17 protein-coding genes are annotated in these 18,447 nt (G+C 62.5%); 6 read left to right on the forward strand and 11 right to left on the reverse strand.

Annotated elements, in window-relative coordinates; translation table 11 throughout:
* Positions 1-9 precede the first annotated feature (9 nt).
* Genes trbJ through CQ393_RS05885 form a run of 7 tightly spaced genes read right to left on the reverse strand, consistent with a single transcriptional unit; the run spans position 10 to position 7,398 of the window.
* Positions 10-753 carry a P-type conjugative transfer protein TrbJ gene (gene trbJ / locus CQ393_RS05855; RefSeq protein WP_006378800.1) on the reverse strand — a complete coding sequence of 248 codons (744 nt, stop codon included), beginning with the start codon at positions 751-753 and terminating at the stop codon, positions 10-12.
* Positions 750-3,200 carry a conjugal transfer protein TrbE gene (trbE, locus tag CQ393_RS05860; protein WP_006378801.1) on the reverse strand — a complete coding sequence of 817 codons (2,451 nt, stop codon included), beginning with the start codon at positions 3,198-3,200 and terminating at the stop codon, positions 750-752. Before trbE ends, trbJ begins: the two co-directional genes overlap by 4 nt.
* 12 nt (positions 3,201-3,212) lie before the next feature.
* The gene (locus tag CQ393_RS05865) at positions 3,213-3,482 is read right to left on the reverse strand and encodes a VirB3 family type IV secretion system protein (protein ID WP_006378802.1); all 270 of its coding nucleotides are present in this window, start codon (positions 3,480-3,482) and stop codon (positions 3,213-3,215) included.
* The gene (locus CQ393_RS05870; RefSeq protein WP_006378803.1) at positions 3,479-3,865 is read right to left on the reverse strand and encodes a TrbC/VirB2 family protein; all 387 of its coding nucleotides are present in this window, start codon (positions 3,863-3,865) and stop codon (positions 3,479-3,481) included. The genes CQ393_RS05865 and CQ393_RS05870 overlap by 4 nt, the downstream gene beginning before the upstream one ends.
* Complete coding sequence (gene trbB, locus CQ393_RS05875) at positions 3,852-4,931, reverse strand: P-type conjugative transfer ATPase TrbB (protein ID WP_022652184.1); 1,080 nt, start codon at positions 4,929-4,931, stop codon at positions 3,852-3,854. Before trbB ends, CQ393_RS05870 begins: the two co-directional genes overlap by 14 nt.
* Positions 4,928-5,404, reverse strand: coding sequence for a CopG family transcriptional regulator (locus tag CQ393_RS05880; protein ID WP_006378865.1), 477 nt, complete (start codon positions 5,402-5,404; stop codon positions 4,928-4,930). Before CQ393_RS05880 ends, trbB begins: the two co-directional genes overlap by 4 nt.
* Positions 5,401-7,398, reverse strand: a complete 1,998-nt coding sequence (locus tag CQ393_RS05885) for a conjugal transfer protein TraG (protein ID WP_016487822.1) — start codon at positions 7,396-7,398, stop codon at positions 5,401-5,403. Before CQ393_RS05885 ends, CQ393_RS05880 begins: the two co-directional genes overlap by 4 nt.
* A 306-nt stretch (positions 7,399-7,704) precedes the next feature.
* Between CQ393_RS05885 and CQ393_RS05890 the strand changes: the two genes are divergently transcribed.
* The 3 genes from CQ393_RS05890 to CQ393_RS05900 all read left to right on the forward strand — a co-directional run bounded on the left by CQ393_RS05890 (position 7,705) and on the right by CQ393_RS05900 (position 9,972).
* A complete protein-coding gene (locus CQ393_RS05890) occupies positions 7,705-8,610 on the forward strand; it encodes a LysR family transcriptional regulator (RefSeq protein WP_006378991.1) in 906 nt (301 codons plus the stop codon).
* A 280-nt stretch (positions 8,611-8,890) separates the two neighbouring features.
* The gene (locus CQ393_RS05895) at positions 8,891-9,421 is read left to right on the forward strand and encodes a polyketide cyclase (RefSeq protein ID WP_016487823.1); all 531 of its coding nucleotides are present in this window, start codon (positions 8,891-8,893) and stop codon (positions 9,419-9,421) included.
* A gap of 47 nt (positions 9,422-9,468) precedes the next feature.
* Entirely contained in the window at positions 9,469-9,972 is a 504-nt protein-coding gene (locus CQ393_RS05900) for a hypothetical protein (protein WP_050582259.1), read from the forward strand.
* Positions 9,973-10,307: 335 nt separating this feature from the next.
* Here CQ393_RS05900 and CQ393_RS05905 read toward each other — a convergent pair whose 3' ends face one another.
* The 4 genes from CQ393_RS05905 to CQ393_RS05920 all read right to left on the reverse strand — a co-directional run bounded on the left by CQ393_RS05905 (position 10,308) and on the right by CQ393_RS05920 (position 13,378).
* Positions 10,308-10,625: a multidrug efflux SMR transporter gene (locus tag CQ393_RS05905; protein WP_000539741.1), complete on the reverse strand. Its 318-nt coding sequence runs from the start codon at positions 10,623-10,625 to the stop codon at positions 10,308-10,310.
* Positions 10,626-10,683: 58 nt separating this feature from the next.
* On the reverse strand, positions 10,684-10,947 hold the full coding sequence (locus tag CQ393_RS05910; protein ID WP_016487824.1) for an EexN family lipoprotein: 264 nt from the start codon (positions 10,945-10,947) through the stop codon (positions 10,684-10,686).
* 32 nt (positions 10,948-10,979) lie between these two features.
* Positions 10,980-11,885, reverse strand: a complete 906-nt coding sequence (locus CQ393_RS05915) for a LysR family transcriptional regulator (protein WP_006378999.1) — start codon at positions 11,883-11,885, stop codon at positions 10,980-10,982.
* Between the two features lie 89 nt (positions 11,886-11,974).
* Entirely contained in the window at positions 11,975-13,378 is a 1,404-nt protein-coding gene (locus CQ393_RS05920; RefSeq protein WP_153190657.1) for a TolC family protein, read from the reverse strand.
* Between the two features lie 101 nt (positions 13,379-13,479).
* Between CQ393_RS05920 and CQ393_RS05925 the strand changes: the two genes are divergently transcribed.
* From CQ393_RS05925 to CQ393_RS05935, 3 genes are all read left to right on the forward strand, one after another.
* Positions 13,480-14,121: a TetR/AcrR family transcriptional regulator gene (locus CQ393_RS05925; RefSeq protein ID WP_028689677.1), complete on the forward strand. Its 642-nt coding sequence runs from the start codon at positions 13,480-13,482 to the stop codon at positions 14,119-14,121.
* Between the two features lie 131 nt (positions 14,122-14,252).
* The gene (locus CQ393_RS05930; protein WP_223231736.1) at positions 14,253-15,284 is read left to right on the forward strand and encodes an efflux RND transporter periplasmic adaptor subunit; all 1,032 of its coding nucleotides are present in this window, start codon (positions 14,253-14,255) and stop codon (positions 15,282-15,284) included.
* Positions 15,285-15,308: 24 nt separating this feature from the next.
* Complete coding sequence (locus tag CQ393_RS05935; RefSeq protein WP_016487828.1) at positions 15,309-18,413, forward strand: efflux RND transporter permease subunit; 3,105 nt, start codon at positions 15,309-15,311, stop codon at positions 18,411-18,413.
* The last annotated feature ends 34 nt before the right edge of the window (positions 18,414-18,447 follow it).

Consider the following 18,447-nt stretch of genomic DNA (forward strand, 5'->3'; position numbering starts at 1 on the left):
CGCCTCCGGTCAGTTGTTGTAGAAGTTGACGGACTGCGGCGTGTACGGCGTGCCGGTGCCGAGGAAGCGCCGCCGCACTTCGCGGGCGCGCTCCATAGCCGCCGCTTGCCGCGCCAGTTCCAGCGAAGCGGCCCGGTCTTGCGTGATCTGGAGCTGCTGCGCCTGGATCGACTGCTTGGCCTGCAAAGCCAGGAGCTGGTTCGTCGCCTGCATCGCTTGCAGCGCGCCGGTGGCCGACTGGCTCTGGCTCACGAGGTCGGCCAGCGCGCTTTCGTCTTGGGCGAGGTTCTGCGACACCTGCGCCTGCATCCGCATCGCGGTGTGCAGGCCGTTCAAGGTGTTCTGCCAGCGTTCGCGGGCATCCTGTGCCATGCGGTCGCCGCTGATGGTGGAGGCGTACTGTTCCGGGTACAGGCGGGCGAACGTGGCATCCATGCTCTGCACGTCGTAGGCCAAGCCGCGCGCCTCGGCGATCAGGCGCTCGGTGGTGGCGAGCGTCGAGCGCAGGCGGTTGACGATGTTGAAGTCGAGATTTGCCAGGTTCCTGGCCTGGTTCATCAACATCTGCGCCTCGTTCTGGAGCTGGTTGATCTGGTTGTTGATCTGTTCCAGCGTGCGCACGGCGGTCAGCGTGTTCTGCACGAAGTTGGACGGGTCGAACACCGTCAGCGCGGATGCGGGCTGCACGGCCAACAGCGATACCGACAGCACAGCAGCGAGTGAGACAGAGAGCAAACGGGGCTTGGTCATCATGGCGAAACCTCCAGCGGTTGAGAAGCGAGAAAGGAAGCTGCCGCCGGAGCGGACGGCAGCAGGTCGGCGGCCCAGCCGAGGCCGCGATGGCGCAGCCACGCGCCGGCGAAGCCGGGAGCGCCGGCCTGCGTCAGCACGCGGTCAATGTCGCGTTGGTCTTGAGGGGTGGATGCGCTCGCGAATGCGAGCGCGACAGGCCCCAGGTCGAGGTCGAACAGGCGATTGCCGAGGCGCGACTGGTAGTAGTAATCGCGCTTGGGCTGGGCGGTCGCCACGATCTCAATCTGGCGGCTGCTCAAGCCGAAGCCTTCGTAGATCGTGCGAATCTGCGGCTCGGTGGCCTGCGGGTTAGGTAAGAAGATCCTGCTCGCGCAGCTTTCGATGATGGCTGGCGCGATGGTCGAGTCCTTGATGTCGGCCAGCGACTGCGTGGCGAAGATGACGCTGACGTTCTTTTTTCTGAGCGTCTTGAGCCATTGCCGGATGCGGGCCGCGAAGGACGGCTCATTGAGGAACAGCCACGCTTCATCGAGGATCAACAGCGTGGGCGCGCCGTCGAAACGTTCGTCGAAGCGGGCGAACAGGTAGCGCAGCACCGCTTGCACGGCGGCCGGGCTGTGCATCAGTTCTTCCATCTCGAAGCCCTGCACGTCGGCCATGCCCAGCCGGTCGTGGTCAGCGTCCAGCAGCTTGCCGTGTGCGCCGCCCAGCACATAGGGCGCGAGCGCTTGGCGCAGCGCGTTAAACTGCAATAACACCGACAAGCCGGTCATGGTGCGCTGCTCCACCGGCGCACCGGCAAGGCTTCTCAGCGCCGACCAGATGGCAGCCTTCTCGTCCGGGCCGACCGTCACGCCTTCGTGCAGCAGCCGGCCCTCCACCCATTCGGCGGCCCAGGTGCGGTAGCCCTCGTGGGCAATTCGCGCGAGTGGCTGGAAGGCGATGCCGCCATCGGCGCCGAGGTCATAGTGCTCACCGCCAAGGCCGAAGATGGTGGCGCGCATCGAGCGGCCCATGTCGAAGGCGAAGATCCGCGAGCCGAAGTAGCGCCGGAACTGCATGGCCAAGATGGCGAGCAGCACCGACTTGCCCATGCCGGTCGGCCCGGCGACAAGGGTGTGCCCCACGTCGCCGATGTGCGTCACCAGCCGGAACGGCGTCGCGCCATCGGTGCGGGTGACGATCAGCGGCGGGCCATCGAGGTGTTCGTTCTTCTCCGGCCCAGCCCATACCGCTGACATCGGCATCATGTGCGCCAGGTTCAGCGTCGAAACGATGGGCTGACGCACGTTCGCGTATGCGTTGCCGGGGACGGACGACAGCCAGGCATCGACTGCGTTGAGGGTTTCGGGGATGGTCACGAAACCCCGGCCCTGGATGACGCGCTCCACCATGCGCAGCTTCTCGTCGGCCACGGCCGGGTCGGCGTCGAGCACCGTCACCGTGGCGGTGAGGTAGCCGAAGGCGACTTGATCGCTGCCCAGCTCCTGCAAGGCGGCATCGGCGTCGGCGGCCTTGTTGCTGGCATCGGTATCGACCAGCGGGCTTTCCTGCTGAAAGATCGTTTCGCGCAGCAGCGCGATGACGTTCTTGCGCTTGGCGAACCATTGGCGCCGCAAGCGCCCCAATTCCCGTTCCGCCTCGGCTTTGTCCAGGCACAGGAAGCGCGTACTCCAGCGATACGCAAAGCCCAGGCGGTTGAGGTCGTCCAAGATCCCCGGCCAGGTCGAGGTCGGGAAGCCTCGTACCGACACCACGCGCAGGTGCTGATCGCCCAGCATGGGCGCCAGGCCGCCGACCAGCGCGGCATCGGCAAGCAGTGCGTCGATATGGAACGGCACGTCGGGCACGCCGACGCGATAGCGCCGGGTGGAGACTGTGGCATGCAGGTAGGTCAGCGTCTGGCTATCGTCCAGCCAGGCAATCTCCGGCATCACACCATCGAGCAGGTCGAACACGCGATCGGTCTCTGCCACGAAGGAATCAAGCCGACCACGCCAGTCCACACCCTCAGTGGGCCGGTTCTCGTACAGCATCCCAGCCGCACGGGCGCGAGACTCTTGCGGCGGTAGGTGTTGCAACGTGAAGTGATAGACGCTCTCGAAATGGCCATCCGACTCCTCGAACGCCGCGCGTCGCTCCTCATCCACCAGCCAGGACAGTGGTTCGGGAAAGGAGGATTGCGGATAGCTCGATGCCCGCATCCGCTCGGCCTCGATATAGAAGGCCCAGCCAGACCCGGTACGGCGAAGCGCGTTGTTCTGCCGCGCCGACGTGGCAATCAGCTCGCCCTGTGTCGCACTGTCCAAGTCGGGGCCGCGAAACTGGAACGTGCGTTGAAACGAACCATCTTTGTTCAGCACAACGCCCGGCGCGACCAGCCCGGCCCAGGGCAGCCAGTCGGCAAGCAAGGCCGGGCGCTGACGATATTCGGCAAGGTTCAGCATGGCGTCCTCCCCTCACACGTCCAGAAGCGGGCGGTGTTTGATATGCCGCGCGAAGACCTGCATGAACTGCGGATCGACGCGCGCACCCCATACGGCCAGCGAGTGGCCGACGATCCAGAGCACCACGCCGGGAATCCACAGTTGCAGGCCCAGCCCGACGGCGGCGGCCAGCGTGCCGTTGGCAATTGCCACGGTGCGCGGCGCGCCGCCCAGCAGGATTGGCTCGGTCAGCGAGCGATGCAGCGGCACCTCGAAGCCTGGAAGGTCGCTGGCCGTACTCATACGACGGCCCCGCCGGAGAACGAGAAGAACGACAGGAAGAACGAGGAAGCGGCGAACGCGATGCTCAACCCGAACACGATCTGGATCAGCTTGCGAAAGCCGCCGCTGGTGTCGCCGAAGGCCAGCGCCAGGCCCGTGGCGATGATGATGATGACCGCGACGATGCGTGCCACCGGCCCCTGGATCGACTCCAGAATCGACTGCAAGGGCCCCTCCCACGGCATCGAGGAACCGGCGGCTTGCGCCGTTCCGGCCAGCAACAGCAGCAGCGCGGCCAGCAGCAGCCCCTGCCTCGCAGGGCGGGTGAGGCTGCGCAGCCGCGCCAGGCCGGACAGGCGAGGAAGCGGATTTACGGAAAAGCGGAAAGAATCAACGTGCGTCATGGCAGTTCTCCAAGTTGGTTGGGGGACGGGAATGTGCAGCGGCGTCGGCTGCGAGAGGAACCGGCGTCAGCTCGGGAAACGGCGTTTCCAGTGCGTCCGCCAGGCGATAGCCGGTGCCGTCGAAGCCGACGACACGGGCGATGGTTTCGACGTGGCGCTTGCGGCCGCGTCCGGCGATGTTGATGACGACGTTGACCGCCTCGGCGATCAGCGCCCGCGGCGGATTCACAGCGACTTCGAGAATCAACTGTTCGAGGCGCAGCAACGCGCCCAGCGCGGAGCCGGCATGGATGGTCGCAATGCCGCCGGGGTGGCCGGTGCCCCACACTTTGATGAGGTCGAGGGCTTCGCCGCCGCGCACCTCGCCGACGATCACGCGGTCAGGCCGCAGGCGCATCGTGGCCCGCACCAGCTCGGTCATGGTGACGACGCCGGCGCGGGTGCGCAGCGGCACATGGTCGCGGGCCGCGCATTGCAGCTCGATGGTGTCTTCGAGCACCAGCACGCGGTCGCCTGTGGCGGCGATCTCGGCCAGCAGCGCGTTCGCCAGCGTGGTCTTGCCGGTGCTGGTGCCGCCGGCGATTAGGATGTTCTGCCGCTCGCGCACGGCGCGGCGCAGGAACTCGGCCTGCCCGGCGGTCAGGATGCCGTCGGCCACGTAGCGATCCAGGCCGATGATGCTCACGGCCCGCTTGCGTAGCGCGAAGGCTGGCCCCGGGGCGGCCGGAGGCAGGATGCCCTCGAAACGCTCGCCGGTTTCCGGCAACTCGGCGGTCAAGAGCGGCTGGCCGCGATGCACCTCCGCGCCGACATGCGCGGCGACCAGGCGGATGATGCGTTCACCATCGGCCTCGGGCATCTCCACGCCCAGCGGCGAGCGACCCGACGACAGCCGATCCACCCACAGGGTGCGATCGGGGTTGAGCATGATTTCCACCACATCCGGGTCTTCGAGCGCAGCGGCGATCAGCGGCCCCATTGCAGTGCGCAGCATCTGGATGCGGCGATCCTGGGACGCTGCTGCGGATGAGCGAGGTTCGGGCTGGATCTGTGGAACGGCACTCATGACGCACGCTCCGCAGTTCGTTCATGGGCGGAGGCCATCGCTGCTGCGTCATCCATCTGCATCGGATCGGGGTGCAGTTCCTCCACCACGTCGCGCACCAGACTGCGGCCACGCAGAAGGTGGCGACCCAACTGTTCGACGAACTGCTCGAAGCGCACCTTGCCCTGGGCGCGTGCCGCATCCTGATGGGCTTCGGGCACCGGCGTGCTGACGGTCAGGAAGTAGCGGATGAACAGCGCCAGCGTTTCGATCTGGATGTTCTGGTCGCGCTCCAGGCGTTCGGTCTGCCGCGACAGTCGATCCAACCGCTTGGCAATGGCGGCCTCGCGCTGGTCGCCAGCATCGGGCGACAGCCAGGACGCCAAGGCCGCTGCGACGATGGACGACTTGGACACGCCTTTCTTGGCGGCCAGTTCGTCCAGGCGCTGGGCGTGCTCGGGCTGGATGAAAAGATTGAGGCGGTATTGGCTCATAGGTCGATTCCGTCGTTGGGGTCGAGGGAAGCCAGCCGGGCCGTGCGCTGCATGGCCGGGTCGAGCTGGCCGGGAAGCGGCAGCGCCAGGTCGTCGTCATCGAGCAGCGCCAGGTCGTTCGCATGTGCGTCCGGCTCGGGGTCGTAGGCGACGGTTTCGGAGAGTTCGGGCTGGCGGCGTGGGCCGCCGTCATCGGTGCCGCCCAGGCCATCGGCGGATGCCGAGGCCGGCGCCGCAGGTACGGCCGGGATCGCCAAGCCGCTCCAGTCGTCGGGGCGGGCTGGCGGCGCGTCGGCGTACCTCCCGGCTACGAGCGCGGGCGGTGGCAGGACGCGATTCTTGAAATTGGCGTCGGCGTAGTAGCGCAGCTTCTTCGCGCGGATCGGGGCGACGCTGGACACCATGACCACGGCGTCATCAGGTGGAAGCTGCATCACCTCGCCGGGCGTCAACAGCGGCCGTGCAGTTTCCTGACGCGACACCATCAGGTGCCCCAGCCACGGAGCGAGCCGGTGGCCGGCGTAGTTGCGCTGCGCGCGAAGCTCGGTGGCGGTGCCGAGGGTTTCTGAAATCCTTTTCGCCGTCCTTTCGTCGTTGGTGGCGAAAGTCACCCGGACATGGCAGTTGTCGAGGATGGAATGGTTCTGCCCATACGCCTTGTCGATCTGGTTCAGGCTTTGAGCGATGAGAAAGCTGCGGATGCCGTACCCGGCCATGAAGGCAAGCGCGGACTCGAAAAAATCGAGGCGGCCCAGCGCCGGAAACTCGTCCAGCATCAGCAGCAGCTTGTGCCGGCGCGCGATGCCATCGCTGCCGTCGAGCGATTCGGTCAGCCGCCGCCCGATCTGGTTCAAGATGAGCCGGATCAGCGGCTTGGTGCGGCTTATGTCGGAGGGCGGCACCACCAGATAGAGCGATACCGGGTGCTCGGCGGAAATCAGGTCGGCGATGCGCCAATCGCAGCGCGATGTGACTTCGGCCACGGTCGGGTCGCGGTACAGGCCGAGAAACGACATGGCGGTGGAGAGCACGCCCGATCGCTCGTTGTCCGACTTGTTAAGCACTTCGCGGGCAGCGGATGCGACAACCGGGTGAGGCGCATCGCCCAGGTGCTTCGTCGTCATCATCCGGTGCAGCGTCAGCTCGAACGGACACGCCGGGTCGCTGAGGAAGTTGGCGACGCCGCGCAGCGTCTTGTCCTCGCCTGCGTACAGCACATGCAGGATGGCGCCGACCAACAGCGCGTGACTGGTCTTTTCCCAATGGTTCCGGCGTTCGAGTGCGCCATCGGGATCGACAAGAATGTCGGCCACGTTCTGCACGTCGCGCACTTCGTGCGCGCCGCGCCTCACTTCCAGCAGCGGGTTGTAGGCTGCCGACTGCGCATCCGTGGGGTTGAACAGGAGGCAGTGGCTAAACCGCGAACGCCAGCCTGCGGTGAGCGTCCAGTTCTCGCCTTTGATGTCGTGAACGACGACGGATGCGGGCCAACTCAACAAGGTGGGAACGACCAGGCCCACACCCTTGCCCGAGCGCGTTGGTGCGAAGGTCAGGACGTGTTCCGGGCCTTCATGGCGGAGGTACTGGCCGCGATGCAGCCCGAGGAAAACCCCGTCGGGCTGGATCAGCCCAGCTTTGCGTATGTCTTCCGCATCGGCCCAGCGTGCCGAACCGTAGGTGGTGACAAGGCGCGCTTGCCGCGAGCGCCACACCGACATGGCGATGGCGACCACCACGGCCACCAGACCACTTCCACCCGCGATGGCCCCGCCGATATCGAAGACGTGCGGCGCGTAGGCATCAAAGAAGAACCACCACTCGAACAGCCGCCAAGGGTGATAGACCGGGGTTCCAAAGAAGTCGAACCATGGCGAGCCAAGGCGTAGTTGATAGCCCAGGGCGGCGGCTGTCCATTGCGTTGCACCCCACACGCCGGCGATCACGATGCCGAATACGGCGGCGATCTGCCCGAACAGTACGCCCTGAGCTTGCATTGACTGGCCTCCGATTTCCCTGCACTGATTCCTCGTTCAAAAGCGGCACAGGAACGTGCCGCATAGAGCGAGGATCGGTGCCGCGTGGGTGCCCGTCAAAGACCGTTTTGAGCACAACGGTCGAGGGAAAAGAAAGAATGAGCGGCGGGGCGAGTCGAAGACAAACGCCGCAAACTAAAGCACCCTATGGCGCATTTGGAGTTTCCAAGAGGTTGCCCAGAAAAAAATTCTCGCTGGGTCTCGCTCCCCTCATGAGCAGAATCTAGATATCATGGGAAAGAATTATTTATTGAAATCTGGATAAGAATGAAAGATATCAAGAGCATGGATCTCAACTTACTCAAGGCGCTGGACGTATTGTTGGACGAACGCAACGTGACACGGGCGGCAGCACGTCTTGGACTAACCCAACCGGCCTTGAGCGGCATGCTTGCGCGGCTGCGTGAAAGCTTCGGCGACCCGCTGTTCGCGCGTGCGCAGCGGGGCATCGTTCCGACGCAGCGGGCGCTAGACATAGGGATATCTGTCAAACAGGTGCTAGCGGAAATCGACGCGCTGCTCCAGCCACCTTCTTTCGACCCGGCCACCGCACAACTGACCTTCTCCATCGCCGCGACGGACTATGCGCTGCGTGCCATTGCTGTCCCATTTCTATCGGCACTCAAACAGCACGCACCGCGCGTTCGAGTCTCATTAGTGCCAGTCGAGAGCGGACTGCTACAGAACCAGCTTGAGCGCGGTCAAATCGATCTAGCCCTCCTGACGCCAGAGATCACTCCGCCAAATCTGCATGCCCGAGAGCTATTCAAGGAGCACTACGTGTGTGTCCTGCGGGAAGACCATCCAGCGGCTATGGGGCGCAAGCTGACAGTTAAGCAGTTCTGTGCTCTCGACCATGCGCTTGTTTCCTACGATGGTGGAGGTTTCCGCGGCGTCACCGACGATGCGCTAGAACAGTTGGGCAAACAACGAAGCGTCACACTGTCGGTCAAGAGCTTTCTGATCTTGCCAGACATCCTGCGTGCCAGTGACATGGTCGCGATCTTGCCGAGCCGCTTGGTCGCCGGTATGGACAAGCTGGCTATCTCCCTGCCGCCGATGAAGATACCGGGGTTCACCAAGACGGCTGCTTGGCACGAACGCACCCATCACGATCCAGCACATCGCTGGATACGAGCACTGCTGTTCACTTCCTGTGCTAACAACAAGTAGGCAAGATGGCTCTCATCGTCATGCTCAGCACAACTCTGCCTCGCACTACAAATATGCAATCAGCCGGCTCAATTGGAGACGGACCCTTTCGTAGCACCGCTGCGAGATAGCCTTGTCGGCGGATGGCAGAACCTAGACGCTGATATCAAATTATATGATTTCAAAAATAAAAAATTAGGATTTCACTTATTTCACAGGGAGGCTCATGATTGCTCTATGACCACTTGAATGACGCAGCCACCCCTGTTGCGTCATTGACATTTTGTGAAGGAGCTTCGATATGAGCAAGCAACAGAACGCCATCCTCTGGCCCGAAGGCTACACGCCGGGCTTTACTGAGAATTTCGCCTCTAATGAGATCATCGCCGCCGGCTTGAGCGCGGCCGACGTATGGCCGCTACTCGTCACACCATCGCTGTGGCCAAGCTACTACGCCAACTCGGCTAACGTGCGCTTTCATGGCGGCAAAGGCCCGGTACTGGCCGACGGCGATCGATTTTATTTCGAGACCTTCGGCTTCCCGGTAGAGGGGCAGTGCAACGAGTACGTGGCACCTGCGGATGGGCAACCCGGCCGCGTGGCCTGGCACGGCTGGTCCGGCGAGGAAGGCACAGATACGCGCCTGGATGTGCATCACGCCTGGCTGGTCGAGAACCTGGACGGCGGGCGCGTGCGCATCCTCACGCAGGAAACGCAGAAGGGCAAGCCGGCCGAGGAGCTGCACAACGCCAAACCCAACCCGATGATCAACGGCCATCAGGACTGGCTCGACAGCTTGGTCGAGACAGCGCGCAAAGCCAAGCAGGCGTAATGGTCGCTGGCCGCTTGATCCCAAGCGTCTGAACTGAGAAAACCATGATGGGAACTCCCCTCGAGATTCTGCTGGTTTTGACTTCGCAGGCAACGATGGGCGACGACCCGCGCCTGACCGGCGTGTGGTTCGAGGAACAGTCCACCCCGTACTACGCCTTGGTCGATGCAGGTGCCAATGTGGATATTGCGTCAATCGCCGGCGGCGAGATTCCGGTGGATCCTCATTCCATAGCGAGCGAAGGCATGAACCCGCCGAGCGTGGAATGCTTCCTCGATGACAAGGTGTCGATGGACAAGCTCGAAGGCTCGCTGAAGATCGACAGCATCGCCCCGGAAGGGGGTGCGGTGATGTTCCTGCCCGGCGGCCATGGCACCATGTGGGACTTACCCGGAGCGGGGCGCTCGTCAATCTGCTGTCGGGCGCTTGGGCTGACGGCAGGGTGGTCGCGGCGGCCTGCCACGGCCGAGCCGGACTGGTTAATGTCAAGGAAGCGAATGGCCAGCCGCTGGTTGCCGGCCGTCGCGTCAGCCCCTTTGCCAAACGCATGAGCCGCGAGACTGGGCTACCTGTGGCAGTGAGTTGGGGCATCGACGATCCGCGAATGGCCGAGCACGTGATCGCTGGCAGGTAGATGGGTTTGGTGATTCTTGGCCGCGCCATGCTAGCCAACCCACACTCTTTCTCCACCTTTGCAGGAGCTGAAGGTGGAGCACCCGGAATGGCTGCTCCACCGCCTTACGCGCACTGGCTCGAACTCTCCCGAGGCTGCGGCAAGCTCACCACATATAACGACTAGGAGGAGGTGACCGTGCGAGTTCCCAGAACCCGATCCAGTCTGTGTCGCAGGGTGTCCCAGTGACTACGCTATCAAAGGAGCTAGTACTCAACTCGATAACTTGAGCGTGATAACGCCCAGGATGATCAGCGCCACGCCAAGGTATCGCATCAGGGAGGTTGGGTCGCCATAGAAATGAATTCCGACTAAGAACGTTCCCGCCGCTCCGATACCCGTCCACACCGCATAAGCAGTCCCAATCGGTATCTGACGCTGAGCAAGCCATAGGAAGGCGCCGCTAATTGTCATGAAAGAGACGGCTACTGCGACCCCACTCCAACGCGATGTTGGCTCTTGCGCCATTTTCAGCCCGACCGGCCATCCGATTTCAAACAATCCAGCCAAAACAAGATAGATCCAGCCCATTGCAATTCTCCTTCAAGTTTTTCATATCCGGCATACATACTCCAGCGTGACCACCAGCTTAGAACTTCGGCGGCTCTTTAGGTGTGGTGTAGGGCACATCGCCATCTTCGTAAAAGCGCTTTCGCGTAGCCTCGGCAACCCGGTTACATAGTTGGTCGCCCAGCATAGGACGATCCAACTTGCATTGCTGGCGCAACTTTTTCAGCCGCTCAGGATTGAGCGCTAATTCATCGACCGTCGGAAGGTTGCCTTTATCTGGTTTCCCGGATGGGCTGCAGGCTGCCAGTGTCGAGGAAAGCAATATGAGAGCAATCTTCTTCATGGTTAAGTTTCCTTGGGAGATTGTGTGATGGTTTACCGCCGACTTTTGGCGTCTGGAGATTTGATCGAATGAACGCGTTCCATGAAGCGAGTCAGTATTTCTGACGGCTCGCTGGCCGGTCGTAGCAGATAGGTCGTGAGCATGGGCGAACCTCCAGTCAGCGGCCGTGCGACCACACCCTGTTCCCTGCTGGCAGTAATATGCGCACCTCCTGTGAGGCCTAGTGCAAGTCCCGCCGAAACCAGGACCATCATTAGATCGCTGGAAGTCACGCGTTCGGCAATTAGAGGCTCAATGTCCACGCGACGTAGCACCCGTTCAACTTGCCGAGCATGGCCCTCACACGCCACCGCGTCGCAGAGCACCAGCGGATACCGCAACAGCTCTTCCAGGGGAATCTGTTTGTGGGATAGCAAGGGGTGCCGTGCGGGCACAGCTACCATCAGAGGGTCACTCCACACCGGCACGGCGATGATGCCTTCGCCGACTTCATCCGATTGAGCGAAGCCGAGATCGTACAGTTCGCCACACAATCCCTTGATTTGCTGTGACAAAGGCACTTCGAAGAAGCGAACTTCCACTTCCGGCTCTTCCTGCCGGCAGAGCGCCAACAACGCAGGCAGGCGCGATGGCGTGATTCCATCAGACAATGCAATACGGAGCTGGCAATGAAAGCCATTGGCTGCGGCGTTCACACTGTCGCGCGCCTGCTGCAAAGCTGCGAAGACACGGGGTACGCTCTCAAAGAAGAGTCTGCCTGCACGAGTCAAGCGGGTGCTCCGAGTGGTTCTCGCAAATAGCGCTACGCCCAACTCCTCTTCAAGCTCTTTGATGGCGCGCGACAGCGGCGATGTCTCGATGTGGAGGCGCTCTGCGGCTCGGGCAAAGTGCAGTTCCTCTGCCACCGCTAGAAAGTAGCGCAGATGCCGAATTTCCATGTTCGCATTCCTCCTCACTTAGGCCTCACCACCTTCGCCTTGCGCCACGCTATCTAGCCTTCGCAAGCTGCTCCAGCAAGCTTCCCCGATCAAACAGGTGGGCCGGATAGTGCTTTTGCCAGCACACCCCATTGCACGGCTGTCTCGGCCCGCGTGCGGATCAGCGAAGCCTGCGCTGACATCACCCCCGCCTCAGCCTCGGCCACCACCGTGGCGTCCACTTGTCCCGCCTCAAACAGACGGCGGCTGCGATCGAGCTGACGCTCCGCGACTGCGACCCCCTCGGTCTGATGCTCCAGTGCGGCGTGCTGCGTATGCCAACCGAGGTATGCGTTCTCTACGTCCTGCAATGCACTCAACAAAGTGCGCTCGAACTCCGCGCGCGCAGCTCGGCTGCGCGCCTCTCCGGTCTCGATGCCGGCACGGATCGCGCCACCATCGAAGATCGGCAACGAAACCCCGGCCCCAAGTGAAAAAATGTTGCCGGTAATGCGCGTCCCCGCACTCTCAACGCGCTGCCGTCCGCCGCTCAGGTCCAACACCAGCTTAGGGAAGCGTTCGCCTTCGGCTGCGTTCCAGCGCGCGGTTTCGGCTGCGAACTTCGCTTCGGCGGCGCGCACGTCGGGCCGCTCACTCAGCAGGTCCGCAGGTATGCGTGTCGGTGTCCAATTGGGGGCGGCGAGTGAAGCAAGAGTCGGAGAAGCTGCAGACGCTCCGGGCGTTTGTCCCGCTAGTACATCAAGTGCATGCGTCGCCTCGCCGCGCGCACGCCGAAGTTGCTCTTGCTCCACACGCAGTGCGACGACGCCGGAGCGGGTTCGCTCGATGTCGAAGCCGGTAGCTTGTCCGGCCTCGAACTTCCGTTGTGTCAGCAAGACGAGTCGCTCGGCGGATGCCAGCCGCGCCGTGGCGAGCGCTTCGAGTTCACTGGCTTGGCGCTGCTGCACAGCCGCCGACACTGTTTCAAACGCGACCTGCCAACGCGTGGCAACCCACGCTTGTTCGGCTGCCACCGCATCCAGGCGCGCACCTTCTGCTGCCTGCGAAAGCCGCCCCGACAGGTCTGCCTCCCACGATGCAGACAACGTGGCGCGGCCATCATTGCCGATCGCAACGTTCTCTGAATAGTCGCGTCCTCGAGTTGCCTGCGTGCCCGCGGACAACGAGGGGAGCAGGGAGGCCCGTGCTCGCCGCGTGGCGGCCGAGGCCTCGTCGACGCGCGCGCGCGCAATCGACAGTTCGGTGTTGCGCTCCAGCGCCGCCCGGACTAGGACATTGAGCTGTGGATCGCCGTAGGCCGTCCACCAGTCGACGGGAAGAGTACGGCGGGGTGATTTGTCCAGGATGCCTTCACCTCCCTCTTCATTTGAGAAATGGGCCGGTACATCCAGGCGAGGCGGATCGGCAGAGTGCGGAGCATGGCTGCAAGCCGCAAGAAGCATTAGCGGCGAAATCATGGCCATGAGGCGATAGCGTTCAAGAATTTGAGACATGGCAGGTCCTTGCATTCCGAAAAAGTCTTGACGGACTGTTTTACGCCTTCTACTATACCGTCTGGACTGTATATGACTCAAGCTTTTTTTGGAGCACGACCATGCCGCCTCGCGCGAAAACAAAGTTGCCCCCCCCGTCCACCGCCCATAGCAGCACCGATGCGCAGCCCGTTCTCCAGCAAGGAGCCCAGCTAACTCGCGAGCGCATCCTGCAGGCCGCTCGCGAACTGGTGCTGGAGGAAGGCGCCAGTCGTCTGACGCTGGACGCCGTCGTCGTGCGGGCCGGGTTGAGCAAAGGGGCGTTTCTCTATCATTTCAAGACCAAACGCGATTTGTTCGTGACACTGATCGACGAGATGATCCGGGCGTTCGACGCGGTACAAGCCAATCACGAGCGCAGGTTTGCCGGAGACCCGGACCCCTGGCTGTCGAGCCAGGTGGAAGCGATACCCGACGACGAGATGCAGAAGATGGGCGCAGCGCTGCTCGCGGCAGCTGCGGAAGATCCAACACTTCTCGACCCACTGCGCGAGTGTTATCGCGTGCAGTACGAACGCGTGCGTCGATCCCCGCGTGGCACCGAGACCGCGGCACTCATCATGCTGGCATTGGATGGCGCCCTGTTCGCCGATCTCCTGGGTCTGCCGATACTCGCACCCGCAGAGCGGCGGCATTTCTTTCGGGCGCTCCAGGATCTCGCCTCGGGCCATCTCGAACTGATCCCTGCGAAAGGACACCCATGAGTCGCGTCCGTAGAGCTTTCATGACCGCGTGCGCACTGCGCTCCTTGACGGTTGCTTGCACACTATTCATTTCGACCCTGGTCTCAGGGTGCGGAAACTCGCAATCCACCGTATCCGAGCCTCCGCGCGCAGTGAAGCTCGCCGCCGCGCAGTCGGATCTTCCGCATAGCTCCCGCATCGAATTGACTGGCTCGGCGCGAGCAACCGAGCGCAGCATCCTAGGATTTGAAACAGGAGGACGGATCGCCAAGTTGAACGTCGACGTGGGTGAACGGTTCGCCCGCGGTCAAGTCATGGCAGAACTTGATGCGGAACCTGACCGGCTTCGCGTGACGCAAGCGCAAGCATCCCTGGCGGCCGCCGAAGCCGGCCTGATGGATCGACGTGTACAGACAGATCAACAGCGCCGGTTGCTCGAAAGCGAAGTCATCTCCCCTGCTGCGTTCGAGAGCGCCAAGGCGCAGCTAGCGGTCGCAGAGGGCCAAGCGCGCACTGCCAAGGCAGCGCTTGGCCTGGCCGAACGAGCACAACGTGGCACGATGATCGTCGCTCCTTTCGATGGTGTCGTGGCGGAAAAGCTGGCTTTGGCGTTCACCGACATTGCTGCTGGTGCGCCGGTATTTCAGGTCGACGGTGTGCGCAGTGGCACTGAGATCATCGCGAACGCGTCTACTACACAGGCACCTCACATAGATGTCGGCCAACGCGCAGAACTGTTCTGGAGCGGAGCCGAACAACCAATCCGAGCGGTGGTACGTCGTGTCGGTCTGCGCGCCGAAAATGGCTCGCTCCTACCCGTGGTGCTAGTGCCTGAAGATAACGCGCAAGCGCGCGCACTTCGGCCAGGTATTCCCGTACAGGTCGTGCTCGACGCACCTGCGGCGACCTCCAAGACCTCTCGGCCCGAGACTGTATCCGTCCCTTATGCCTCGCTGGTGCTCGGCACGAAGCCGGGTGAGGCTTCCGTCTTCGTCTACACCCCTGCAGATAAGAAGGTGCACCGTCGCGCGGTGCGCTTCACGCCGGCACAGGAAGGAGACAGCGCGCGCGTCCTCGCTGGACTTAAGCCCGGCGAGACGGTGGTTGCCGCCGGAGGCGGATGGCTCACCGATGGACAGCCAGTGACACCACTGGAAGCCACCACTCAATTGACCAAGCGCTAACGCGATCCACCAGGTTACTTCATCATGAAGATCACCGAGATGGCGCTGCGCGCCAGTCGACTTACCTACTTTGTAGCGCTTATCATTTTCGTCGCCGGCATCGCGACCTTCCTGAATTTTCCTTCTCAGGAGGAGCCGACTGTCACGGTCCGCGATGCGATGGTCACGGCGTTGAACCCGGGGCTGCCCGCCGAACGCGTTGAGCAACTCATTGCCCGGCCGATCGAGGAGCGCTTGCGCGAACTGGCAGAGGTCAAGCGCGTGACGAGCACCGTGCGCGCAGGCAGCGCCATGATCCAGGTCACGATCTGGGACCGCTACACCGACTTGGCACCGATCTGGCAGCGCGTCCGGGCCAAGGTCGCCGATTCGAAGGATGCCTTACCACAGGGCACGATGGGGCCTTTCGTCGACGAAGACTTCGGCCGCGTCGCGGTTGCCTCGATTGCGGTCACTGCACCAGGTTACTCCATGAGCGAGATGCGCGTCGCGCTCAAGCAGATGCGCGACCGCCTGTACACCGTGCCTGGTATTGAGCGCATCACTTTCTACGGCCTGCAGGAAGAGCGCGTCTATCTCGAGTTCGATCGGCCTAGGCTTGCGCGATTGGAGCTGACACCACAGGGGGTGATCGACCAACTCGTCAAACAGAACGTCGTCGCTTCGGGTGGACAAATTGTCGTCGGCGGCATCAATGCAACCTTGGCGGTCAGTGGCGAAGTGAGTGACGCTCCCTCCCTGCGAGCAATGCCGATCGCGCTGCCGCGACCGCAAAGTAGTACGGCGCCCATGCCGACGATCGCATTGGGTGAACTGGCGCAGGTGAGTGTGCGGCCAGCCGATCCGCCGGAGTCTGCCGCCATCTACAAAGGCCAGCCCGCGGTCGTCATGGCGGTTTCGATGGCCTCTGGTCAAAACGTGGAGCAGTTCGGAAAAGCGCTCAAAGCACGGGTTGCAGACCAGGAGAAGCTGCTGCCGGCGGGTTTCGATCTGTCATACGTCACTTTCCAGGCCGATGTCGTCAAGCACGAGATGGGCAAAATGAACCACGTCATGATGGAGACGATCATCGTCGTCCTCGGTGTCGTCGTGCTATTCCTCGGTTGGCGAACCGGGATCATCGTGGGCATGATCGTGCCGTTGACGATCCTCAGTGCACTCATCGTCATGCGCGCGATGAACATCGAGCTTCAGAACGTCTCGATGGGCGCCATCATCATTGCGCTCGGCTTGTTGGTGGACAACGGCATTGTGATTGCCGAAGACATCGAACGCCGCCTAGCCGGTGGCGAAGATCGTAAGCATGCCTGCCTCGAGGCGGGCCGCACGCTCGCCATTCCGCTGCTCACGTCCTCGCTCGTGATCGTGATCGTGTTCTCGCCGTTCTTTTTTGGCCAGAACGCCACGAGCGAGTATCTGCACAATCTCGTGGTCGTGCTGGCACTGACGTTGTTCGCATCGTGGCTGCTGTGCCTGACTGTCACGCCCCTGTTGTGCTACCACTTCGCCAAACCCCACCACAAGCAGGAGCATGGCGACGCGTATGACACCCGCTTCTACCGTGGCTACCGGCGCGTACTGGAGTGGGTTCTCCACCATAAGGCGGTCTATGTAGCGTCGATGATCGCGGCGCTTGCCATTGCGCTGTATGGCTTCACCACCCTGCCTTACGATTTCATGCCCAAGTCCGACCGGCTTCAGTTCCAGATTCCGGTGCAGCTCGCCCCAGGTACGGATTCGCGCGAAACGCTCGCACGCGTGAAGCAGATCAGTAGTTGGCTGGGCGACAAGAACATCAATCCAGAAGTCTCCGATCACATCGGCTACGTCGCCGATGGTGGACCTCGCTTCATCCTTAGCCTGAATCCACCGCTGCCGGCATCGAACATCGCGTACTTCGTTGTCACACTGAAGCCGAAGAGCGACATCGACGCTGTCCTCGCCCGAACCCGCAGCTACTTTGCGCACGCACATGGCGACGTGCGCGCCGAGCCCAAGCGCTTCTCGCTCGGTGCGACCGAATCAGGGACCGCCATCTATCGTGTCAGCGGTCCGGATGAGGAGGTATTGTTGGAGGCTGCGTCCAAAATCGAAGCAGCACTGCGCAAGCTGCCCGGAACCATCAACGTCAAGAACGATTGGGATACGCGCATTGGCCGCATCGACGTAAAGGTTGACCAGGACCGCGCGCGTCGGGCGGGCGTAACGACTGAAGACATCGCTGGCGGGCTGGATGTCCGCTACAGCGGCCGATCGATCTCGGTGATTCGCGACGGTGACACCTCCGTTCCGATCGTCCTGCGCAGCATCGTAAGCGAGCGTCGCAGCACGGCAGACGTAGGCGCGACGCTCATCTATCCCAGCAACGGCGGTCCGGCGGTGACGCTGGCCCAGGTCGCAGACGTATCGCTCGCGAGCGAGCCATCGGTCATCCAACGGCGCAATCTCATCCGCACGATCACCGTGCAAGGACAGAACACCTCCTACACCGCCCAGGAGATCGTCAACCGCCTGGTGCCTAGCGTCGCTGCCTTGGACCTGCCCGCGGGCTACTCGGTCGAACTTGGCGGCGAGATCGAGGAAGCTGCCGAATCGAACGCCGCGCTGTCGACCTACATGCCCCTCGCATTTCTGGCGATGCTGATGCTGTTCGTATGGCAGTTCAATTCCTTCCGCAAGCTCGGTGTGATCCTCGCGACGATCCCTTTCACGCTTATCGGCGTGGTATTGGCTCTGAAGCTAACCGGCACACCTTTCAGCTTCATGGCGACCTTCGGCGTACTGGCCTTGTTCGGGATCATTGTCAACAACGCCGTGCTGTTGCTGGAACGCATCGACCAGGGCTTAGCGGAAGGCCTGCCGCGCCATGAAGCCTTGGTTGGGGCCGCGATACAACGACTTCGTCCAATCGTGATGACCAAGGTCACCTGCATTTCGGGACTGGTGCCACTCATGCTCTTCTCCGGACCGTTATGGACAGGGATGGCGATCGCGATGATCGGTGGGCTGGCGCTCGGAACGCTGGTGACGTTGGGCTTGATTCCGTTGCTTTACGAAGTCCTGTTTGGAATCAAGCGAATTGGGCCGTGGAGCCTGAGTGCCGCCACCGCGCATGGAGATCGCTCATGAGTCTCTTGCGGACCGCCTCGTGCTGCGCATTCTC

Source organism: Stenotrophomonas sp. MYb238 (assembly GCF_009496535.1).
Lineage (GTDB): Bacteria > Pseudomonadota > Gammaproteobacteria > Xanthomonadales > Xanthomonadaceae > Stenotrophomonas.

What these genes read in the sequence shown, in the direction of transcription:
- trbJ (WP_006378800.1), bottom strand. Translation starts at nt 753, where the DNA reads ATGATGACCAAGCCCCGTTTGCTCTCTGTCTCACTCGCTGCTGTGCTG.
- CQ393_RS05915 (WP_006378999.1), bottom strand. Translation starts at nt 11,885, where the DNA reads ATGGAAATTCGGCATCTGCGCTACTTTCTAGCGGTGGCAGAGGAACTG.
- CQ393_RS05905 (WP_000539741.1), bottom strand. Translation starts at nt 10,625, where the DNA reads ATGGGCTGGATCTATCTTGTTTTGGCTGGATTGTTTGAAATCGGATGG.
- CQ393_RS05920 (WP_153190657.1), bottom strand. Translation starts at nt 13,378, where the DNA reads ATGTCTCAAATTCTTGAACGCTATCGCCTCATGGCCATGATTTCGCCG.
- trbE (WP_006378801.1), bottom strand. Translation starts at nt 3,200, where the DNA reads ATGCTGAACCTTGCCGAATATCGTCAGCGCCCGGCCTTGCTTGCCGAC.
- CQ393_RS05870 (WP_006378803.1), bottom strand. Translation starts at nt 3,865, where the DNA reads ATGACGCACGTTGATTCTTTCCGCTTTTCCGTAAATCCGCTTCCTCGC.
- CQ393_RS05910 (WP_016487824.1), bottom strand. Translation starts at nt 10,947, where the DNA reads ATGAAGAAGATTGCTCTCATATTGCTTTCCTCGACACTGGCAGCCTGC.
- CQ393_RS05900 (WP_050582259.1), top strand. Translation starts at nt 9,469, where the DNA reads ATGGGAACTCCCCTCGAGATTCTGCTGGTTTTGACTTCGCAGGCAACG.
- CQ393_RS05880 (WP_006378865.1), bottom strand. Translation starts at nt 5,404, where the DNA reads ATGAGCCAATACCGCCTCAATCTTTTCATCCAGCCCGAGCACGCCCAG.
- CQ393_RS05935 (WP_016487828.1), top strand. Translation starts at nt 15,309, where the DNA reads ATGAAGATCACCGAGATGGCGCTGCGCGCCAGTCGACTTACCTACTTT.
- CQ393_RS05925 (WP_028689677.1), top strand. Translation starts at nt 13,480, where the DNA reads ATGCCGCCTCGCGCGAAAACAAAGTTGCCCCCCCCGTCCACCGCCCAT.
- trbB (WP_022652184.1), bottom strand. Translation starts at nt 4,931, where the DNA reads ATGAGTGCCGTTCCACAGATCCAGCCCGAACCTCGCTCATCCGCAGCA.
- CQ393_RS05890 (WP_006378991.1), top strand. Translation starts at nt 7,705, where the DNA reads ATGAAAGATATCAAGAGCATGGATCTCAACTTACTCAAGGCGCTGGAC.
- CQ393_RS05865 (WP_006378802.1), bottom strand. Translation starts at nt 3,482, where the DNA reads ATGAGTACGGCCAGCGACCTTCCAGGCTTCGAGGTGCCGCTGCATCGC.
- CQ393_RS05895 (WP_016487823.1), top strand. Translation starts at nt 8,891, where the DNA reads ATGAGCAAGCAACAGAACGCCATCCTCTGGCCCGAAGGCTACACGCCG.
- CQ393_RS05885 (WP_016487822.1), bottom strand. Translation starts at nt 7,398, where the DNA reads ATGCAAGCTCAGGGCGTACTGTTCGGGCAGATCGCCGCCGTATTCGGC.